Source organism: Enterobacter cloacae complex sp. P27C (assembly GCF_014895705.1).
In the GTDB taxonomy this organism is placed as follows: domain Bacteria; phylum Pseudomonadota; class Gammaproteobacteria; order Enterobacterales; family Enterobacteriaceae; genus Enterobacter; species Enterobacter bugandensis.
The window spans coordinates 420826-438882 of record NZ_JADBQB010000005.1; the positions used below are offsets into that span (position 1 = coordinate 420826).

At 60.0% G+C, this 18057-nt stretch carries 14 protein-coding genes and 1 pseudogene; 4 read left to right on the forward strand and 11 right to left on the reverse strand.

The window, feature by feature from the left end; translation table 11 throughout:
• Positions 1-66 precede the first annotated feature (66 nt).
• From IM291_RS13125 to nasR, 6 genes are all read right to left on the reverse strand, one after another.
• A complete protein-coding gene (locus tag IM291_RS13125; protein ID WP_192987055.1) occupies positions 67-2565 on the reverse strand; it encodes a nitrate reductase in 2499 nt (832 codons plus the stop codon).
• On the reverse strand, positions 2562-6548 hold the full coding sequence (nirB, locus tag IM291_RS13130; RefSeq protein ID WP_192987057.1) for a nitrite reductase large subunit NirB: 3987 nt from the start codon (positions 6546-6548) through the stop codon (positions 2562-2564). The genes IM291_RS13125 and nirB overlap by 4 nt, the downstream gene beginning before the upstream one ends.
• 13 nt (positions 6549-6561) lie before the next feature.
• Positions 6562-7350: an ABC transporter ATP-binding protein gene (locus IM291_RS13135; protein ID WP_028013451.1), complete on the reverse strand. Its 789-nt coding sequence runs from the start codon at positions 7348-7350 to the stop codon at positions 6562-6564.
• Between the two features lie 9 nt (positions 7351-7359).
• Positions 7360-8238 carry a nitrate ABC transporter permease gene (ntrB, locus tag IM291_RS13140; protein ID WP_192987059.1) on the reverse strand — a complete coding sequence of 293 codons (879 nt, stop codon included), beginning with the start codon at positions 8236-8238 and terminating at the stop codon, positions 7360-7362.
• A 2-nt stretch (positions 8239-8240) separates the two neighbouring features.
• Positions 8241-9488: a CmpA/NrtA family ABC transporter substrate-binding protein gene (locus IM291_RS13145; RefSeq protein ID WP_028013453.1), complete on the reverse strand. Its 1248-nt coding sequence runs from the start codon at positions 9486-9488 to the stop codon at positions 8241-8243.
• Positions 9489-9714: 226 nt separating this feature from the next.
• Positions 9715-10899 (reverse strand): nitrate regulatory protein NasR, encoded by a 1185-nt coding sequence (nasR, locus tag IM291_RS13150; RefSeq protein WP_192987061.1) that lies wholly within the window; start codon positions 10897-10899, stop codon positions 9715-9717.
• A gap of 73 nt (positions 10900-10972) precedes the next feature.
• Between nasR and IM291_RS13155 the strand changes: the two genes are divergently transcribed.
• The 3 genes from IM291_RS13155 (at position 10973) to IM291_RS13165 (ending at position 13651) form a co-directional block, all read left to right on the forward strand.
• Positions 10973-11326 carry a DsrE/DsrF/TusD sulfur relay family protein gene (locus tag IM291_RS13155; RefSeq protein WP_048998380.1) on the forward strand — a complete coding sequence of 118 codons (354 nt, stop codon included), beginning with the start codon at positions 10973-10975 and terminating at the stop codon, positions 11324-11326.
• 106 nt (positions 11327-11432) lie between these two features.
• The gene (locus IM291_RS13160; protein ID WP_192987063.1) at positions 11433-13217 is read left to right on the forward strand and encodes a methyl-accepting chemotaxis protein; all 1785 of its coding nucleotides are present in this window, start codon (positions 11433-11435) and stop codon (positions 13215-13217) included.
• Positions 13218-13411: 194 nt separating this feature from the next.
• Positions 13412-13651 (forward strand): DUF1883 domain-containing protein, encoded by a 240-nt coding sequence (locus IM291_RS13165; RefSeq protein WP_013096243.1) that lies wholly within the window; start codon positions 13412-13414, stop codon positions 13649-13651.
• A 29-nt stretch (positions 13652-13680) separates the two neighbouring features.
• Here the strand turns inward: IM291_RS13165 and IM291_RS13170 are convergent, their stop codons facing one another.
• Positions 13681-14376, reverse strand: a complete 696-nt coding sequence (locus IM291_RS13170) for a gamma-glutamylcyclotransferase (protein WP_028013457.1) — start codon at positions 14374-14376, stop codon at positions 13681-13683.
• 177 nt (positions 14377-14553) lie between these two features.
• A complete protein-coding gene (gene chaB, locus IM291_RS13175) occupies positions 14554-14784 on the reverse strand; it encodes a putative cation transport regulator ChaB (RefSeq protein ID WP_014884191.1) in 231 nt (76 codons plus the stop codon).
• A 269-nt stretch (positions 14785-15053) separates the two neighbouring features.
• On the opposite strand from chaB, the gene chaA reads away from it, so the two are divergent.
• A complete protein-coding gene (gene chaA, locus IM291_RS13180) occupies positions 15054-16154 on the forward strand; it encodes a sodium-potassium/proton antiporter ChaA (RefSeq protein WP_048998393.1) in 1101 nt (366 codons plus the stop codon).
• 74 nt (positions 16155-16228) lie between these two features.
• Here the strand turns inward: chaA and kdsA are convergent, their stop codons facing one another.
• The 3 genes and pseudogenes from kdsA to IM291_RS21965 form a co-directional block, all read right to left on the reverse strand.
• Positions 16229-17083 (reverse strand): 3-deoxy-8-phosphooctulonate synthase, encoded by an 855-nt coding sequence (gene kdsA / locus IM291_RS13185; RefSeq protein WP_028013459.1) that lies wholly within the window; start codon positions 17081-17083, stop codon positions 16229-16231.
• 36 nt (positions 17084-17119) lie between these two features.
• The gene (gene sirB1, locus IM291_RS13190) at positions 17120-17929 is read right to left on the reverse strand and encodes an invasion regulator SirB1 (RefSeq protein ID WP_028013460.1); all 810 of its coding nucleotides are present in this window, start codon (positions 17927-17929) and stop codon (positions 17120-17122) included.
• 41 nt (positions 17930-17970) lie between these two features.
• Positions 17971-18054 (reverse strand): annotated as a pseudogene (locus IM291_RS21965) (siroheme synthase); the annotation flags it as partial.
• Positions 18055-18057: the final 3 nt, after the last annotated feature.

Here is an 18057-nt window from a genome sequence, read left to right on the forward strand (position 1 = left end):
AAGAATTACCCGGTGCTTACGTAAGAACACCAGGTACCTTAACGTGATTTCTCCCTCTTTGCAGCTTTACGGGGAATTTTCCGGAATTTCCTGAAACATTGTTTTGAGCTCAGGCACGCACGAACCGCAGTTCGTGCCGCACCGTAGCGTCGCCCCCAGCGCGGTAACGGAACCGCAGCCTCCGGCAATCGCCTCCCGTATCGCGTTTTCTCCAACGCTGAAACAGCTGCAGATGATGCGCCCCGGATCTGTAACCTTCCCCACGCCCTGCCCGTTCAGCAGCGCATGGCGCTCAGCGGGCGTCGAGGGTGGCGACTGAAAAGCGGCTTCTATCACCGGGTGCGCCAGATCGGGCAAGGCGGTGCCTTCCCAGAAACCCAGCATCAGATGGCCGTTATGCCAGGCCAGTACGCTGCTGCGTTCCCCGGTTTGCGCAATCTGCAGCTGCCAGCCCCGGCCGCTGGCATAGTCCATGACCCACGACAGCAGCGGCTTATCACCCGCTATCGTCATTCGCGAGGCTTTACGCCACCAGTGAACCGAAGAGGGGATTTCCGGCCATTCCCGGGCATAGAGCTCCCCCTGCCAGGCGGGCTGCCAGGGCATGATTCTGACGGCGGTTTGCTTACTCTCCGGCTGCCCGGAAGCCGGATCGATGCGCCCTTCCACCAGCGCGTTAACCTTTCCCTGGCGGGCAAACTCAGCGTTCCAGTGCATAGGAGCAAACGCTTCGCCTTCCCGTATTCCGTCGTTGATTCGTACTCTGGCCACCATCACGCCGCGCGGCGAGCCGATCCGCGCCAGCTGGCCGTCGCACAGTGAAAACCGAATGGCGTCTGCGGCGCAGACCTCAACAAACGGCTCCGCGATATGCTGCATCAGCCGGGGCACGTATCCCGTACGGGTCATGGTGTGCCACTGGTCGCGGATACGGCCAGTGTTGAGGATCGCCGGGTATAGCGCGGTAGCCGTCGCGCCGTGCGGCAGCGGATCGACAGGCACTACGTTTCGGCGCGGTAAATTCCCCGTCGGCCACTGGTACGGCTCAAGCGTCTCCCACGCTTCACGGGTTAACCCCGCCAGTTCCTGAAGGTTCAACGCCCGCGCGCCGTCATTTTCAAACGCCGTGAGCGCCGCATGTTCGCAAAAAATCTCCTGCGGATGTTGCCAGGCAAAGGCCTCGCCGTAGCCCAGCCGTTTTGCAATCTGAGCCACGATCCACCAGTCCGGCTTCGCCTCACCCGGCGCGGGCAGAAACGCGCGCTGGCGCGAAATACGCCGCTCGGAATTGGTCACCGTGCCGTCCTTCTCCCCCCAGCCCAGCGCCGGAAAACGGATATGGGCGAACCGGCTGGTGTCGGTATCTTTCATCACCTCAGAGACAATCACCAGCGGACAGGCCGCCAGCGCCTGACACACCGCGTGGCTGTCCGGCAGCGATACGGCAGGATTGGTGCCCATGATCCACACCGCCTTCACCTCGCCGCGGGCGATGGCGTCAAACAGTTCCACCGCCATCAGCCCCGGCGTCTGCGCCAGCCGTTCCGTTCCCCAGAAACGCGCCACCCGCGAAAGATCGTCCGGCTCGAAGCTCATATGCGCCGCCAGCTGGTTCGCCAGCCCGCCCACTTCCCGGCCGCCCATGGCGTTTGGCTGTCCGGTCAGCGAAAACGGGCCGCAGCCCGGACGGTTGAACTTCCCGCTGGCAAGGTGAACGTTAATGATGGCGCTGCACTTGTCGCTGCCGCTGGAGGACTGGTTGATCCCCATGGTGTAGAGCGTAATGGCGCGAGGCACGGTAACAAACCAGTCGTAAAAGGTACCAATGTCCTCTGCCGGAAGTTCGCAAAACGCCGCCACGCGGGCAATCGGCCACTCATCGGTGCCCTGGATCAGATTGAGCAACCCCACAAACAGCCCGGCGTCGCTGCCGGGTTTAAGCGCCAGATGCAGGTCGGCAATATCGCAGGTAGCGGTTTTACGCGGGTCAATCACCACCACCTTCATCTGCGGGTTGTTGTGCTTTGCCTGCACCAGGCGCTGATAGAGCACCGGATGCGTCCAGGCCGCGTTCGAGCCGGCCAGCACCACCAGATCGCTGTTTTCCACATCCTCGTAGCTGCACGGCACCACGTCTTCGCCAAAGGCGCGCCTGTAGCCCACCACCGCCGAGGACATGCAGAGCCGGGAGTTGGTATCGATGTTCGCCGCGCCGATAAACCCTTTCATCAGCTTGTTGGCGGCATAGTAGTCCTCGGTTAACAGCTGGCCGGAGGCGTAAAACGCCACCGCCCGTGGCCCCCATGTGTCGATGATCTCCCGCAGTCGCTCGCCCGCCGCGTTCAGCGCCTGGGACCAGTCCACCTCAAGTCCATCGACAACGGGGTACAGCAATCGCCCCTGCAAGCCCGTTGTCTCCCCCAGGGCCGATCCTTTCACGCACAGGCGGCCAAAGTTTGCAGGGTGGGTGTCATCCCCCCGAACGCTGACCGCTCCATCCTCCACGCTGGCGATCACGCCGCAGCCGACCCCGCAGTAGGGGCACGTTGTCCTGGTTTCCGTCATGAGGCCTCCGCGCGCATCACCAGCTCTTCGTTGCCGACCCACACCTTGCCATTTTCAATTTTGACCGGCCAGGCGCGCACTGCGGGTTCGCCGTTCTCCACCTGACAGCCGTCGCGCAGGCGAATGCGCTGCTTGTAGAGCGGAGAAATAACCATCGGTTCGCCCGCCGCATCGCCGAGGATGCCGCGTGACAGCACGTTCGCACTGCTGCCCGGCTCCAGGTCGTCCAGGGCATAAACGGACGTGCCAAAGCGGAACAGCGCGATCGGTTTACGGCCAAGACGCGCGCCAATGCCCGCCTGCTCCGGGATATCGTCAATGCCGCAGATTTCCTGCCAGCGCTTGCTTTCGTCCGACGGCGCGACGTTCACCGCGGTGCGGAACAGCGCCAGGCGGTCAGGATCGTTGAGCGTGGTTTGCCATTCGCACTGGTACGTCTCGACTACCCGGGCCATCTCCTGCTCCAGCTCGTGGGCGATGCCGAGACTGTCGTTGAGGATCACCTCACGCAGATAGTCGAGGCCGCCCTCCAGGTTGTCCATCCAGGTGCTGGTGCGCTGCAGGCGATCCGCCGTGCGGATGTAGAACATCAGGAAACGGTCTACGGTGCGGATCAGCGTTTCGTCATCCAGATCGCTGGCGAAGAGATCTGCATGGCGAGGCTTCATCCCGCCGTTGCCGCACAGATAGAGGTTCCAGCCTTTGTCCGTGGCAATCACCCCCACGTCCTTGCTCTGCGCCTCCGCACACTCGCGGGTGCAGCCGGAAACGGCCATTTTGATTTTATGCGGGGCGCGCAGGCCCTTGTAGCGGTGCTCCAGTCTGACCGCGAGACCAGTGGAATCCTGCACGCCGTAGCGGCACCAGGTCGACCCGACGCAGGATTTCACCGTGCGCAGGGATTTCCCGTAAGCGTGCCCGGTTTCAAACCCGGCCTCCACCAGCGCCTGCCAGATCTCCGGCAGCTGTTCCAGGGTGGCGCCAAACAGGTCGATACGCTGCCCGCCGGTGATTTTGCTGTACATGCCGTAGCGTTTCGCAATCTGGCCGATGGCGATCAGCCCGTCGGCGGTCACTTCTCCTGCGGGCATGCGCGGCACGATGGAATACGTCCCGTCCTTCTGAATATTGGCGAAGTAGCGATCGTTGGTGTCCTGCAATGGCAGATGCGCCGGCTTCAGCAGGTATTCGTTCCAGCAGGAGGCCAGCACGGACCCCACCAGCGGCTTACATATTTCGCACCCGTGCCCCTGACCGTAGCGGCTGATGAGCTGCTCAAAGATGCGGATATGGTTGACGCGCACCAGATGGTAAATCTCCTGGCGCGAGTACGGGAAGTGTTCGCAGATGTCCTTTTTCACCTCCACGCCCTGCTCGGCAAGCTGGAACTCCATCACCTGCTTCACCAGCGCGCTGCAGCCCCCGCAGCCGGTCGCCGCTTTGGTGCACTGCTTAACGGCGCCGATATCCGCTGCGCCCGCGCTCACCGCCCGGCAGATATCGCCTTTGCTGACGTTATGACACGAACAGATCTGCGCGCTTTCCGGCAGCGCCGCCACGCCCAGCGCTTTTGGCGCGCTGCCTGACAACGCGGGTAGTATCAGCGTTTCCGGCTCTTTCGGCAGGCTGATGTCGTTAAGCATCATCTGCACCAGCGTAGCGTATTCGCTGGCATCGCCCACCAGCACGCCGCCGAGCAGCGTTTGGCCGTCGTGGCTGACCACGATTTTCTTGTAGATTTGCTGCGGGCCGTGCGTCCACTGGTAGCTTAGCGCCCCCGGCGTGCGCCCGTGAGCATCGCCAAACGACGCCACGTCCACGCCGAGCAGCTTGAGCTTAGTGCTCATATCTGCCCCGGTGAAGGTTTTATCTTCGCCCGCGAGCACGGCGGCGGCCACGCGCGCCATCTGGTAGCCGGGCGCCACCAGGCCAAAGATTTTCCCCTCCCACAGGGCGCATTCACCGATGGCAAGCACATTCGAATCGGAGGTCCGGCAGGCGTCATCAATGCAGATCCCGCCGCGCTCGCCAATAGCCAGCCCGCTGCTGCGCGCCAGCGCGTCCTGAGGACGAATACCGGCAGAGAAGACCACCATGTCCGTTTCCAGCTGTTCACCGTCGGCGAAGCGCAGCACCAGCCCGTCGTCCGTCGCAGCAATTTCCGTGGTGGCTTTACTGGTGTGAACGCCAACGCCCAGCGCCTCGATTTTCCTGCGCAGCATCGCCGCGCCGTCATTATCAAGCTGCACCGCCATCAGATTGGGCGCAAACTCCACCACGTGCGTTTCCAGCCCGAGTTGCTTGAGGGCATTCGCCGCCTCCAGCCCGAGCAGGCCGCCGCCAATCACCACGCCACGACGCGAGCCCGCCGCGTGGGCCGCTATGTTGTCCAGGTCGTCAAGGGTGCGGTAGACAAAGCAGCCCGGCAGATCGTTGCCCGGTACCGGCGGTACGAACGGGTATGAGCCGGTCGCCAGCACCAGCTTGTCCCAGTGGGTCTCATGCCCGCTGGGGGTACGCACCACGCGCGCGTCGCGATCGATAGCGACGATCTGCTGCGAGAGGCGCAGCTCAATGCCGTTATCGGAAAAGAACTCCCCCTCCACCAGCGAGAGCGACGCCGCGCTTCGGCCGCCAAAGTATTCCGACAGATGCACGCGGTCATAGGCGGCATAGCGCTCCTCACCAAAGACAACGATCTGATACTGCTTATGCAGATTGCGGTTAACGCAGTCTTCGAGAAAATGATGGCCGACCATACCGTGTCCAACCACCACCAGAGTAGGTTTTGTCATAGCGTTCTGTCCTGCAACCTGCGGTTGCGTAGTGAAACGATCGAACAGCCAGTCCGCGCGTGCGGGCGCAGCCGTTGCCAGTAAATCGGTAAATGTTGCCGCGCTGCGGCAGTCGCCCATCAGCAGCACGCCAGCCAGCGCACCCTGATGGATCAGTAACCGACGATAGTGACGGGTTAGCGGATCCCAGGAGCTCCAGACCACATCGCCCGCCTGCGCCGCCGCGCGCCCGAGGCTGAACAGCTCCACGCCCGTCACCTTGAGGCGCACGCCATTGTCGGTGAGGGCAAACGGCGCGGCTGTGTCGCCCGCCAGCCGCGCGGCGAGAATATCCGCCTGCGTCATACAGGGGGCGACCAGGCCAAAGGTCTGGCCGTCAATTTCGCAGCACTCGCCAATGGCGTAGACGTCCGGTGCGGAGGTCCGCATCTGGCTATCCAACACGATGCCGCGCGCGCAGCGAACACCGCTGGCCTGCGCAAGCGCGACGTTGGGCTGCACGCCGGTCGCCAGCACCACGCGCGCGGCGGCGACGCGGCGTCCGTTGAGCAACGTCACGCTATTCCCGTTAATCGCCGCGATGCCGGAGGCGAGTTCAGAGCGCACGCCCCGCGCCGCCAGCGCCTCTTCAAGCAGTACGCCCGCCTGCTGGTCCAGCTGCTGCTCCATCAGCCACGGGCCGCGATGAACGAGCGTGACGTTGTCACCTGAACGAGCCAGCGCTGCCGCCGTCTCTACGCCGAGCACGCCGCCCCCCAGCACCACCGCCGGACCGGCTATCGCCTGAATGGCGCGGGTATCCTCCAGGGTACGGAACGTGAAGACGTGCGGCGCATCGCCCCCAGGAATCGGCGGCACAAACGGCGTTGACCCGGTGGCAAAGACCAGCGCATCCCAGCCCAGCGTGCGGGCGGTGGTTTGCACTTCCCGTGCGTCCACGTTCACGGCGAGTGCCTTTTCGCCCCGCAGCACCGTCACGCCGCGCTCCTGGTACCATTGGTCATCCTGAAGGCAGATGCCCGCAGCCGTTTTTTCCCCTCCCAGCACCGGCGAAAGCTGGATGCGGTTATAGGCATGCTCCGGCTCGTCACCGATGACGGTGATAGCGAACCGACCGGAAGCTCGCCCGGTGAGCGAAGCAATCAGCCGGGTTGCCGCCATGCCATTCCCGATAATGACCAGTCGCATCAACGCCCCCTCGTTACGCCGCTTTCGGCTGTTTTTCGTAGAGGAAATGGAGGATCTGCTGGCGCATGTGGTGATAGCGGCTGTCTTCCGCCAGCTGCACCCGGTTGCGCGGGCGCGGCAGGTCAACGCGCAGGATCTCCCCGACGGTGGCCGCCGGGCCGTTGGTCATCATCAGCACGCGATCGGAGAGCAGCACCGCCTCGTCCACGTCGTGGGTAATGAGCACGATGGTGGTGTTCAGCGCCTGCTGGATCTGCATCACCGAGTCCTGCAGATGGGCGCGCGTCAGCGCATCCAGCGCGCCGAACGGCTCATCCATCAGCAGCACTTTCGGCTTCATCGCCAGCGCGCGGGCAATCCCGACGCGCTGCTTCATGCCGCCGGAGATCTCCCCCGGACGCTTGTGCAACGCGTGGCCCATCTGCACGCGGTCGAGGTTGTGCTCGATCCACTCTTTGCGCTCGGCCTTGCTCATGGTGTGACGGAACACCTGATCCACTGCCAGCGCCACGTTGTCGAAGCAGGTCAGCCACGGCAGCAGCGAATGGTTCTGGAACACCACCGCGCGCTCGGGCCCCGGCCCGGCGATTTCGCGGTTGTCGCAAATCAGCCCGCCTTCCGTCGGCAGTGCGATCCCGGCGATAAGGTTAAGCAGCGTCGACTTGCCGCAGCCGGAGTGGCCGATAAGACTCACGGTTTCGCCCTCGTGGATATCAAAAGAGACGTTCTGCAGCGCCAGAAACTCGCCGCTGGCGGTGGAAAAACGCTGGCTCACGGCCTGGACCTGAATTAATGGTTTCATGTTCGCTCCTTATTTTTCCTGCCAGCTAAAGCGACGGGCGATCAGCATCAGCCCCTGCTCCAGCAGCAACCCGACCACGCCGATGATGACGATGGCGATCAGAATGTTTTCGACGTTGAGGTTGTTCCACTCGTTCCAGATCCAGAAGCCGATACCCAGCCCCCCGGTGAGCATCTCGGCGGCGACAATCACCAGCCAGGCGATGCCGATGGAGAGGCGCACCCCGGTCAGCACAGCGGGTAGCACAGCCGGGAAGAGTATGCGGCGCATGATCGTCCACTCGGAAAGCTGCAATACGCGGGCGACGTTGAGGTAGTCCTGCGGAATGCGGCGCACGCCTTCGGCGGTGTTGATCACCATCGGCCAGATAGAGCAGATGAAAATGGTCCAGCTCGACGCGGGCTCCGCTTTCTGGAACAGCAGCAGGCCGATGGGCAGCCAGGCCAGCGGGCTGACCGGGCGCAGAAGCGCAATCAGCGGGTTGAACATGCGCGAGAAAAAGGTGAAACGGCCAATCAAAAAGCCCAGCGGAATACCCGCCAGCGCTGCCAGGCCAAAACCGATGGCGACGCGCTGCAGTGAAACAAGCACGTTCCAGCCAATGCCCATATCGTTAGGCCCGTCGCGATAAAACGGGTCGGCAAACAGGGTAATGGCGGAATCAAGCGTGCTGAGCGGCGTCGGGAAGCCTTTGCTGTTTATCGCCGCCAGTTGCCAGAGCACCACCAGCAGCCCGAGGCCGAGCAGCGCCGGAATAACGCGCTGGAAAAAGTCGTTCATCCGGCGCGCTAACGCGGGCGGGCGGCGGCGAACCTGTACCGGAGGCAGGACAATCACTTCCCCGCTCTCTGGCGTCTCTTGTGGTTTCGTGTTTTGCAGATGCGGCATAATCAGGCCCCTTTACGGTGAATGGCGAAACGGCTGGCGTACCCTTCCGGATCGGCGCCGTTCCAGACGGTGCCGTCCATCAGCGTGCTGCTGCGGTACGGTGATGACGGCGTGGACATACCGCCGACGGCGGTGGCGGCATCCTGCCAGACCGAGGTCTGGTTGATGCGCTGCGCGATGCCCGCGTAGTCCGGCGCGGCTTTGAGCAAGCCCCAGCGGCGGAACTGGGTTAAGAACCACATGCCGTCGGAGAGATACGGGTAGCTCACAGCCCCCTCGTTGAAGAAGCGGATCGGGTGCGCGTCCTGCCAGCGCTGGCCCAGGCCGTTGTCGTACTCGCCGAGCATGCGCCCGGTGAGATACTGTTCTTTGCAGTTGAGCCACGCCCGGCGGGAGAGGATCTGCGCGGTTTCGCGTTTGTTTTCCGGGGACGCCTCGATCCAGCGCGCGGCCTCCAGCACCGCGCTCACCAGCGCCCGGGCGGTGTGCGGGTTTTTCTCCACCCAGTCGCGACGCGTGCCGAGGATCTTTTCCGGATGATCGGCCCAGATGGACTGCGACGTGGCGGCGGTAAAGCCGATCCGGTCGTTAATCGCCCGCGCGTTCCACGGCTCGCCGACGCAGAAGCCCACCATGTTGCCGATGCGCATGTTCATCACCATCTGCGGCGGCGGCACCACCACCGTGCGCACGTCGTCAAAGGGGTTAATGCCCGCGCTGGCCAGCCAGTAGTAAAGCCACATGGCATGCGTCCCGGTCGGGAAGGTGTGCGCGAAGGTGTAGGTTCCCGGCGCCTGCTGCCCGATCAGCGTTTTCAGCCCGTCGAGATCGCGAACGCCCTTCTCCGCCAGATCGCTTGAAAGCGTGATGGCCTGGCCGTTCTGATTGAGCGTCATCAGGTTCGCCATCTGCTGCGGCTTGCCGGCGATGCCCAGCTCCAGCCCGTACAGCAGACCGTAAAGAATGTGTGCGGCGTCCAGTTCTCCCGCCACCAGCTTGTCGCGCACCGCCGCCCAGCTCGCCTCTTTGGTGGGAACGATGGTGATACCGTATTTTTTATCAAAGCCTTTTAACGCTGCGATAACCACCGGCGCGCAGTCGGTCAACGGGATAAACCCGACGCGCACCGTCTCCTGTTCCGGTTTATCTGAGCCAGCCGCCCAGGCAGCCTGCATAACACCCGGTAACAGCGCTGCGCCACTCGCCAGCATGCTGGCCTGCAAAAATCGCCGTCTCGACAAATCCGCCATAACCGCTCCCGAAAAAAAGCCAAAAAAAAGCGCCCGCCGTGCCGAAGCACCGCTGGACGCCTTTATCCCGAAGACAAATGCACCGCCGTTGGCGCACCGTCAAAAATGGTTAATTAAATAATGCAAAGCCAGTGCCAGGTTTAAAGACCCTCTTTCAGGGCCGAAAACCGGTTTTGACCGCGTTCGCGCACCTCAATCAAGCATAAAATGCCCGCTGATTGTGCAGCTACTCCTTTGGTGTTACCTGCCAGACGCTCTTCACCGTAAGCAGCGCGCTGGCGATATCGACCATGCGCTGGTTCTTGTCCATCGCCATTTTGCGCAGCGTTGTCCAGGCCTGTTCTTCACTCATGTTCTGGTGGGTCATCAGCACGCTTTTGGCTTTATCAATGGTTTTGCGCTCCTCAAGCGTATCGCGCAGCGACGCGAGCTGGCGAGAAAGCTGCTCTATCTCTCGTGCCTGCTGGCGAACCAGGGTCAGCAGCGGTTTATCCGGGCAGTGCGCCAGCGGATCGTCCTGTTCATCCCCGGGTAGCGGGTATGCCTCGTCGCGCTGAATAAGCTCATCCACCGCGACCATCAGATCGGCGATGATCGTCTCCTCCAGCGCGCGCAGATGCTCCAGCCGCGCCGTTTGCAGCGCAAACCAGGCGAGTGCGGTATGGCCATTGTCTGCGGCAGGCTGGCGAGTACAGGCCACGCGCCGGAGCTGCTCCGTCTCACGATCGGGCTGACAATTAAGGGAGAACGAAGTCTGCACGTCGGCCTGGCTGTGGGAGAGAAAGATCTCAAAACAGGCCTGCTGCCCGTCAATGCGGTCAACCAGCCGCTGGCGGGTCACATCATCGAAAAAGCCCTGCGTGAAGCCAATTGCCCCCAGGGCCCGCTCTTGTCCCGCCAGCTCTTTCCCCTGCATCAGGCTATATAGCGCGACGAAACGGCCCGCAATTTGCGGGTCGTCAATGCTGTCATTAAGCTGCGGTACGATACTGAGCAGGTGGCGCAGCATGCGGGAGTAGTGCTCCATTGCCTGCGGAGCCGTCAGCGTTTGCCGATTTACACCGTCGCGCAGCGCGGGAAGCGTCTCCAGCGTGAGCAGCGCATTGCCGATACGTTCGCAAACGGCGCTTCCCGGAAAGGCGGACTGTTTTCCAAGAATGGCGTTCAGTGCAGCAAGGTTTTCGTCCACCAGCGCCCGGCTGGCTTTGCATTCAGGCGCATAGAGCTTACCCTGTGAGCAGAGCCAGACGTTAGATGCGCCGCGCTCGCACTGGAGCATATGCACCAGTTGGCTAATGCCGCGCACCAGCACGTTCAGCTGCGCCAGCCTGCTGAGCTGCTCCCGGCGCATCCGCCTTGCGCGCTGGAGCCATTCGGTTGCACCTGGCGAAATGCCGGCCATTAATGTCATGCTTACTCTCCCGGACAGCGAAACTCCGGGGAAATTAAGCAATATTCGTGCCTTTATAAAAACAGGAGTCAACATGCAGAAGATTGTGATCGTCGCCAACGGTGCGGCCTACGGCAGCGAATCCCTTTTCAACAGCCTGCGCCTGGCGATCGCGCTACGCGAAAAAGAGAGCGACCTGGTATTGCGGATATTTTTAATGTCCGATGCCGTGACCGCGGGGTTGAAGGGTCAAAAACCGGCGGAAGGCTACAACATTCAGCAGATGCTGGAGATCCTGACCGCGCAGGACGTGCCGGTAAAACTCTGTAAGACCTGCACCGACGGGCGCGGCGTTACCGGGCTGCCGCTGATCGAGGGCGTAGAAATCGGTACGCTGGTTGAACTGGCCGAATGGACGCTGACCGCGGATAAAGTATTAACTTTTTAATAATAAACCCGTAAAAATATTATTTTCTTATGGACGCGGTTTCAGCATCAAGTTTACCTGCGTGGTTGCCGATAGGCATGGAAACAACACAGCAGGTATTTCACTTATGTTCAGATCCATTCGCGCACGCATTATCGCCGCGACGACAGGCTGCCTCGTCGTCGCCCTTCTTCTCAATACCGTAATTAACTTCCAGGTCACGCGCCAGGATAACCAGCAGTCCCAGCGCGATATTCTGACCAGCACCCGCGCCAGCCACAACATGGCGATTGCCGACTGGGTCAAAAGCAAAATGACGGTGATTACCTCCGCGCAGAGCATCGCGCTGGCTGACGATCCGGTTCCGGCGTTTAAGCAGCTTGCCCAGGCGGGCGGTTTCACCAACGTTTACGTGGGCTACGCCAGCAAGACGGCGAAATTCTCCGACCCGACAGGCGTCCCGGCGGATTATGACCCCACCGTTCGTCCCTGGTATCAACAGGTGGTGAGCACGGACGGCCCGGTGGTAACGGCACCCTACGTTGATGCCGGGACCGGGAAGCTGGTGGTCACGTTTGCCGTGCCGGTGAAGGAGAATGGCGCTCTGAAAGCGGTGGTGGCGGGCGATGTCGCCATTGATAGCGTGGTGGCGAACGTGCGCGGGATCCACCCCACGCCGGCCAGCAGCGGGTTGCTTCTGAACAGCGACGGCACGGTGATTGCCGCCAACGAGCCAGCCCTGACGCTGAAGCCGTTTGCCGAGACGATCAAAGGCATCGACCTTGCGGCGCTGAAGAGCGGTAATCCGGTCGACGGAACGCTGAATGACGAGGAAAAAACCTTTATCGCCTCAGCCGTGCCGGGCACGAACTGGCTCCTGGTCGTCGCCCTCGACAGCAGCGATGCCACCTCCGGCATGCGTTCCCTGCTGAAAGCGTCGGCGATTTCGCTGGTGATCCTCGCACTCCTGAGCGGCGCCGTTGTTCACGTCCTGATTGCCCGCCTGCTGAAGCGCCTGTCCGACATTCGCGACGCGATGCACAACATTGCCAACGGCACTAACGATCTGTCCCAGCGCCTGCCGGACAGCGGCGATGACGAAGTGGCGCAAATTGCGCAGGCGTTTAATGCTTTCAGCGATAAGCTCTCGGTGGTGATGGTTCAGCTCCGCGACGCCAGCGCCTCGGTGAAAAACGCCGCGCAGGAGATTGCGGCAGGTAACCAGGATCTCTCCGAACGTACCGAGCAGGCGGCGTCCAGCCTTCGCGAAACCGCCAGCGCCGTGGAAGAGATCACCGCCTCCGTCACCCAGTCAAATGAATCGGCAGCAGAAGCCAACGACCAGGCCAGCAAGGCCTCTGCGGCCGCAGCGCGCGGCGGTGAAGTGGTTTCGCAAGCCATCAGCACCATGCAGTCCATCGAAGTGGCGTCCGCTAAGATTGGCGATATCACCAGCGTAATCGACGGCATCGCCTTCCAGACCAACATTCTGGCGCTGAACGCCTCCGTCGAGGCGGCGCGTGCCGGTGAGCAGGGCCGCGGGTTCGCCGTGGTCGCCGGTGAAGTGCGGAACCTCGCCAGCCGCAGCGCCCAGGCGGCGAAAGAGATCAAATCGCTTATCGACTCCACCACCGACAGCGTGGCCACCGGCTCGCGCTACGTGCATCTGGCCGGGGAAAGCATGGATGAGATCCGCTCCAGCATCGGCAGCGTCTCCGGCATCATGCGCGAGATCTCGATTGCCACCAGCGAGCAGATGAAAGGCATTCACGAGATCAACCACGCGGTGACCCATCTCGACAGAATGGTGCAGCAGAATGCTGAGCTGGTGGTGCAGTCCGCCGCGGCCGCCAGCGCATTGCAGAGCCAGGCGGGCGACCTTGCTGAAACCGCCGGCCATTTCCGCATTTAATTTTCTTCAGGCGCGCGTTAAACAGGGTAAACGCGCGTAAGCTGAAAGGTTTCAGGAATTTTGTCATTTTTGTTTAATCGTTATGCCATTTTTTGATCAAAATCAGCATCCCTCGCTCCCCGCTTTGGTGTTATGCAATGAGTATTTTGTGAACAACATCACGCTCGGGATGGGCAAAATCGACGGGGTAGAAAATGGCACTGGTGAAAACAAGTTTGAAACTGTTTGGTGGGGATACGGTGGTGGTGCGTTGCTCAGAGCGCTGTCGTATTCATCTGATGAGTGCGAAAGCACAGAAGCAATCCCAGGCGGATATTCTGACCGTGCAGGATGACAAGGCCTGGCTTACCGTGCCGTATACCGGCACGTGGGATGTACTGATCGACAGCCACAGCCAGTCGCTGGAGCACTCGGTCAGCTACGTGGCTGCGTAATTTAAACGCCCGGCTCGCCGGGCGTATTCTCAGGCAAAACCCGGTCGCAGCGTGCTGTTGAGCGGGTTCCCTTCCAGCAGCGCCTTCACTTTCACCACCAGCTCATTCAGACAATCGTCCTGCATGCCGAGGCGGGTTAGCTCCTGATCGAGGGAGAAGAGATATTGCGCGTTGGTGCCCAGCGGCCCGCTGGCGGCGGCAATTAACGGGGCAATCACCTGCGTGCGGGTGTCCGCTTCATACAGCGGGTGGCGCGGATCCATAATAAATACCAGCGCGTTAACGGTGCGCCCGTCGTCGAGCTCCAGCTTGCACCAGCTCGGCATATAGCAGCCGGTGATCATCTCGCGCTTCCAGAGCAGCGTCAGCTCCTCTTCGAGCGTGGCATCCGGAAGGCGATACGCGACGCCCGTGGTGCGTCCGCCCTCTTTAAGTGCAAGCATGCGCCCTGGCTGACAGGCGCTGCCGCGTCCAGCCGTCAGGCGCAGGCAAAATGCGCGATGCCAGCCGGGCAGCGTGCCGGTTGCCGATTCAACAAATTCGAGAGCCGGGTTCCACATCAGTGAACCGTAGCCAAAAATCCATACCGGGCCATCATCCGGGCGGCAGGCAAGCGTGGCAGCGAGCGACGCCGCACGTTGTTCAGCTGACCAGAGAAGCGATTCCTCAATAGCACCAAATGCCGTCTTACAATCTGCCTTCATTAAGAAATCACGCGTTAACACTTTACACCTCCGCCACTGCATGCTTCCTTGCGACATCTGTAATTCGCTTTCCCGGCATTCTGTGCTGGTCATTTTGCCAGCAGTCAAATTACGATAAGCAATTAGCGGACCAGTTGCAATACAACGGCAGTTCAACCGCCTGAAAAGTCAAAATGAAGGCAGCGAATAATTTCACGGCTATTTCTTTTTATGCCATTTATCATCGTCTCCTTTCTCATAGTCATGTTTTACTGCGGCCCACGCGACCTTGTGCGCCGTCTCTTCCCGGCTGGCATCATCCCGCCGATCGTCTTTATCTTTGTACTGATCCCATGCGCTGTTAAACGCTTCTTTGTAGATATCCTGCGCGTGTTCGGGCAGGACGTTTTTCACGTTATCGGGTAATTCGCGTTTCGTTTTATATGGCATCACTAACCTCTCTTTTGCCTAAAGAGTTAAGTGTGGACGACGATACGCCGGTGTGCCAGCCGGTCATAAACAATGAGCGGATGAATTTCATAATTCATTGTTATTAAACATATATTTAAAAGAAATATCTTATTATAGGCATTAAACAAGAAAACCATAACAAAGGGTAAAATTAAGTAAAAAATAAAGGTTATTTAACAGATTTCTGTTAATTTATTGCCCTTAAAATCTATCTATAATTACAAGCACCTGCATTGATGGAGAAGCACATGACAGCAACACACGAGGCGGTAAAGACCCGCCACAAGGAGACGTCTCTCATTTTCCCGGTTCTGGCACTGGCTGTGCTGCTCTTCTGGGGAAGCAGTCAGTCACTGCCAGTGGTGGTTGGTATCAATATTCTTGCCCTGGTGGGCATTTTAACCAGCGCGTTTAGCGTCGTTCGCCATGCGGACGTATTAGCCCACCGCCTGGGCGAGCCTTATGGCTCTTTAATTCTCAGCCTTTCCGTCGTTATTCTCGAAGTCAGCCTGATTTCCGCGTTGATGGCAACCGGCGATGCCGCCCCGACCCTGATGCGCGATACGCTTTACTCCATCATTATGATTGTGACGGGCGGCCTGGTAGGCTTCTCTCTGTTACTGGGCGGACGCAAATTTGCGACCCAGTACATGAATCTTTTCGGCATTAAACAGTATCTGATCGCCCTCTTCCCGCTGGCCATCATCGTACTGGTCTTCCCGATGGCGCTGCCGGGCGCAAACTTCTCCACCGGCCAGTCGCTGCTGGTCGCGCTGATTTCCGCCGCCATGTACGGCGTGTTCCTGCTCATTCAGACCAAAACGCACCAGAGCCTGTTTGTTTACGAACATGAAGATGACAGCGACGACGATGACCCGCACCACGGCAAGCCGTCGGCCCACAGCAGCGCGTGGCACACGGTTTGGCTGATCGTGCATCTGATTGCGGTGATTGCCGTCACCAAGATGAACGCCAACCCGCTGGAGACGCTGTTAACCGAGCTGAACGCGCCGGTGGCCTTTACCGGTTTCCTGGTGGCGCTGCTGATCCTCTCCCCTGAGGGTTTAGGTGCGCTGAAGGCAGTGCTGAACAATCAGGTGCAGCGTGCGATGAATCTGTTCTTCGGCTCCGTGCTGGCGACCATTTCACTCACCGTGCCGGTGGTGACGCTGATCGCCTTTATGACCGGTAACGAGCTGCAGTTTGCGCTGGGCGCGCCGGAGATGATTGTGATGGTGGCCTCGCTGCTGCTGTGCCAGATTTCATTCTCCACTGGCCGCACCAATGTCCTGAACGGCGCGGCGCATATGGCACTGTTTGCAGCGTATTTGATGACGATCTTTGCGTAGTCTTTTTGCCCAGCGGCGCTGCGCTTACCCGGCAATATGTCCCATAAAAAAACCCGCCGAAGCGGGTTTTTTTATTAGTTGCTGGTATCCAGCTCGTCGAAGCTTTTCACCAGATCGTCAATCGCTTTGATCTGCTTCAGGAACGGCTCCAGCTTATCCAGAGGCAGCGCGGATGGGCCATCGCATTTCGCGTTAGCCGGATCCGGGTGCGCTTCAATGAACAGACCTGCCAGGCCGGTCGCCATACCGGCGCGCGCCAGCTCGGTCACCTGAGCACGACGGCCGCCAGAGGCTGCACCAAACGGGTCGCGGCACTGCAGCGCGTGGGTCACGTCAAAGATCACCGGCGACTGGTTAGAGACGTTCTTCATCACGCTGAAGCCCAGCATGTCCACAACCAGGTTGTCGTAACCAAAGTTAGCGCCACGGTCGCACAGAATAATCTTGTCGTTACCGCCTTCGATAAACTTATCGACGATGTTACCCATCTGGCCAGGGCTCACGAACTGCGGTTTTTTCACGTTGATCACGGCACCGGTTTTCGCCATCGCGGCAACCAGGTCGGTCTGACGCGCCAGGAACGCCGGAAGCTGGATTACGTCTACCACGTCTGCCACAGGCTGCGCCTGCCAGGACTCATGCACGTCGGTGATCACTTTCACGCCAAACGTCTGCTTCAGCTCCTGGAAAATTTTCATCCCCTCTTCCAGGCCAGGGCCACGGTAAGAGTTGATGGAGGAGCGGTTGGCTTTGTCAAAAGAGGCTTTAAACACGTACGGAATGCCCAGCTTCTGGGTCACGGTCACGTAGTGCTCGCAGATACGCATGGCGAGATCGCGGGATTCCAGCACGTTCATACCGCCAAACAGCACGAACGGCAGGTCGTTTGCTACCTTGATATCACCAATGCTAACCACTTTTTGTTTCATAGGATCGCCTTATTCAGGTGTGAATCGGAATTAAGATTAATGCAGTGTAATTTGTTTGTGCGAGATCGCGTTGATCTGCGCGCGAATCATTTCGCTAATCGGATCTTCCGGGCACTGCTCGACGAAATAGCTCAGATCGTTCAGCGCCACGTGCTCGCAGTCGAGCTGGGCATAGATAAGCCCGCGGTCGCGAATTTCGTACGGATCTTCCGGATTAAACTGCAACAGCACTTCACTGGCACGCAAGGCCAGCTCCATCTGACGCTCTTCCATCAGCGCTGACTTCAGCGTATCCAGCAGCTTGCGAATGACTTCGGCGTTGTCGGCTTCGTCGAGATCTTCGTTAAAGAGCTCGGCCACCGGGCTGATGTTGCCTTTCAGCCAGACGTCCAGCGTATGCTCGTCCAGCGTATCGCCGTTAAACGGATTAATGAGCCACATCTCACCGTCCAGCCACTCCGCACGCAGGATCATCTGCGTCGGGAAAATAACCGGCACCAGCGGAATATCCAGGCGGTGCGCAACCCACAGCAAAATAGAGCCCAGCGCAACGGCGCTGCCCTGACGATTTTTTAAGACCTGGTCCAGCCATAATGCGTCAGACAGGCGATACACGCCACGCGTGTCGCAGAAACCCCATTCGCCGTAGAAAAGCTCCAGAAGCTTCTCTAATTGCCAGTCCTGCGGGCGCGCCTGATTGATCTCTTCACGCGCCAGGCTGACCAGATTCTCCAGTTCATCGTAGACGTACTGCGACGTAAAATCGTCGCGTATCATCTCCGAAATCAGGATCATGCCATCGCAAAGCGGCACTTTATTAAATTCGAAATCGGCTAAGGACCTCATGACTTACCCCAGTAACGACTGAGCGAACAATGACGCTCAGGCGCGATAAAACTCAAAACGATGTAGATGATAACGCCAAACTGCCTTTCAGTCAGCCTTACGCCTTTATCAGTAAATGGCAGATACCC

Excerpts from the sequence above, each read along its gene's own strand:
- kdsA (WP_028013459.1), bottom strand. The coding sequence starts at position 17,083 with ATGAAACAAAAAGTGGTTAGCATTGGTGATATCAAGGTAGCAAACGAC.
- IM291_RS13155 (WP_048998380.1), top strand. The coding sequence starts at position 10,973 with ATGCAGAAGATTGTGATCGTCGCCAACGGTGCGGCCTACGGCAGCGAA.
- sirB1 (WP_028013460.1), bottom strand. The coding sequence starts at position 17,929 with ATGAGGTCCTTAGCCGATTTCGAATTTAATAAAGTGCCGCTTTGCGAT.
- IM291_RS13125 (WP_192987055.1), bottom strand. The coding sequence starts at position 2,565 with ATGACGGAAACCAGGACAACGTGCCCCTACTGCGGGGTCGGCTGCGGC.
- IM291_RS13135 (WP_028013451.1), bottom strand. The coding sequence starts at position 7,350 with ATGAAACCATTAATTCAGGTCCAGGCCGTGAGCCAGCGTTTTTCCACC.
- IM291_RS13145 (WP_028013453.1), bottom strand. The coding sequence starts at position 9,488 with ATGGCGGATTTGTCGAGACGGCGATTTTTGCAGGCCAGCATGCTGGCG.
- IM291_RS13165 (WP_013096243.1), top strand. The coding sequence starts at position 13,412 with ATGGCACTGGTGAAAACAAGTTTGAAACTGTTTGGTGGGGATACGGTG.
- nasR (WP_192987061.1), bottom strand. The coding sequence starts at position 10,899 with ATGACATTAATGGCCGGCATTTCGCCAGGTGCAACCGAATGGCTCCAG.
- ntrB (WP_192987059.1), bottom strand. The coding sequence starts at position 8,238 with ATGCCGCATCTGCAAAACACGAAACCACAAGAGACGCCAGAGAGCGGG.
- nirB (WP_192987057.1), bottom strand. The coding sequence starts at position 6,548 with ATGCGACTGGTCATTATCGGGAATGGCATGGCGGCAACCCGGCTGATT.
- chaA (WP_048998393.1), top strand. The coding sequence starts at position 15,054 with ATGACAGCAACACACGAGGCGGTAAAGACCCGCCACAAGGAGACGTCT.
- IM291_RS13160 (WP_192987063.1), top strand. The coding sequence starts at position 11,433 with ATGTTCAGATCCATTCGCGCACGCATTATCGCCGCGACGACAGGCTGC.
- chaB (WP_014884191.1), bottom strand. The coding sequence starts at position 14,784 with ATGCCATATAAAACGAAACGCGAATTACCCGATAACGTGAAAAACGTC.